The organism is Vibrio sp. M260118 (assembly GCF_036533755.1).
Lineage (GTDB): Bacteria > Pseudomonadota > Gammaproteobacteria > Enterobacterales > Vibrionaceae > Vibrio.
The window spans coordinates 1-2,020 of sequence record NZ_JATABG010000499.1; the positions used below are offsets into that span (position 1 = coordinate 1).

1 protein-coding gene and 2 pseudogenes are annotated in these 2,020 nt (G+C 46.7%); 2 read left to right on the forward strand and 1 reads right to left on the reverse strand.

The annotated features are described in order from the left end of the window. Positions 1 to 104, reverse strand: a pseudogene (locus QTO00_RS18845) (UUP1 family membrane protein); the annotation flags it as partial. On the opposite strand from QTO00_RS18845, the pseudogene QTO00_RS18850 reads away from it, so the two are divergent. Next, positions 105 to 1,238, forward strand: a pseudogene (locus QTO00_RS18850) (UUP1 family membrane protein); the annotation flags it as partial. 2 nt (positions 1,239 to 1,240) lie between these two features. Then, on the forward strand, positions 1,241 to 2,020 hold a 780-nt coding region (locus QTO00_RS18855), incomplete at its 3' end, for an alpha-L-glutamate ligase-like protein (protein ID WP_331426126.1).

Genomic DNA, 2,020 nt, shown 5'->3' on the forward strand with positions numbered 1-2,020 from the left:
TCAACAAGGAACTGAGTTTTATAGTAGATCGTTTGAGGACCAGATGCATTGCGAACTGACCATTCGGCTCTACGGCCCGATTCCGTTTGAAGATATGAGACCCCATTGCTCCGAACAATGAGATTACTCCTCCTACCTTTGACGGCCCTGTTGAAGCTGCCGTAGTAGCCCTAATTGAGCGAGCAAACGAACGCTCGGCTGACGATATTACTTTTACTCGCGAGCTCATTAAATCGCTCAACGACTCCGACAGCCAAAACGCTTCATTGATTCTGAACCGAATGTCAAAAGTTGATGCGGTGGATAAAATCCTTGCTTACGCGCAGGTTCAGAGCAAAGTGGTTGGCGTTATCGAGTTAGAAGATGGTCGTCGTCGTCAAACCATTCAGCATATGAACCAAGTATGGGATGGTCAAAACTGGATGCTATTTAACCCAAGTAGCGCGAACCAAGTGATTAAAGAAAACATCCTAGTTTGGGATGAGTCGAACGTTTCACTCCTTGATCTAATTGGCGGTCAAAACAGCCAAGTTCATTTTTCAATGATCGCCAAAGATGTTACGCCATCTTTAGCAACTCAGAACAAGGTTGAAGCTGACGGCCTACTCAACTTCTCAATCCATAGCCTCCCTCTCGAAGAGCAAGCTATGTTTAAGACCATTATGCTGATTCCTATCGGTGCGCTTATCGTCGTGTTCCTTAGAGTCATCATTGGTCTTAAAACATCAGGCACATTTATGCCGGTACTGATCGCCGTTGCCTTTGTTCAAACGCAGTTAGTAACAGGTATTGTCGGCTTCTTACTGATTGTCGGCACAGGCTTGGTAATTCGAAGTTACCTCTCCAAACTCAACTTACTGTTGGTGGCGCGTATATCCGCCGTCATTATCACAGTAATCATGATTATCTCTGTGTTTACAGTCGTCGCGTTTAAGATCGGGCTGACAGAAGGCTTATCAATTACCTTCTTCCCTATGATTATCCTGTCTTGGACCGTAGAACGTATGTCGATTCTATGGGAAGAAGAGGGGGCGAAAGAGGTCATACTACAAGGTGGTGGCTCGCTACTCACGGCGGTACTGGTTTACTTAGCAATGACTAACTCATACATTCAGCACCTTACCTTTAACTTTATTGGTCTGCAGTTGATCGTTATGGGCGCTATTCTTTTACTGGGTACGTACACAGGTTACCGACTAACAGAGCTGCGACGCTTTAAACCACTTGCGGAGGACTAAACATGCTTTCACGTTTAACTTCGCAATTCACTTCCGCTGGTAAATTACGCCACAAAGGCATTATGGGTATGAACCAGCGCAACCATAGTTACATTGGGCGCTACAATGACCGCTCAAAGTATCCTTTGGTTGATGACAAACTTAAAACCAAGATCATTGCGCAGCAACATGGTGCTACCACGCCTGAGCTTATTGGTGTGATCAGCAACCAAGCTGAAGTTAAAACCATTCACAAGATGGTCAAGAACTGGCCGGGGTTTGTGATTAAGCCGGCACAAGGTAGTGGTGGTAAAGGTATTCTGGTTATCACATCACATGAGAATGGCGTCTACACTAAACCTTCTGGGGCGACTATTAATCAGGAAGACGTAGAGCGCCACATCAGTAACGCACTGGCGGGGTTGTTCTCACTTGGTGGCAAAAACGATGTCGCGGTAGTAGAAAACCTGATTAAGTTTGATGACTGCTTTGATGGTTTTAGCTACGAAGGTGTACCTGACGTACGTATTATCGTATTTAAAGGTTACCCTGTGATGGCGATGATGCGCTGTTCTACCGCGGCATCAGATGGTAAAGCCAACCTCCACCAAGGCGCTGTCGGTGTAGGGATCGATATCGCGACAGGCCGCGCAGTTCGTGCCGTTCAGTTTGACCAACCCATCACTCACCATCCTGATACAGGGAAAGAGCTAGCCACCCTGCAAGTGCCTCACTGGGAGCGCTTGTTGGTGTTAGCGTCAAGTGCTTGGGAAATGACGGGCCTTGGCTATATGGGTACAGAT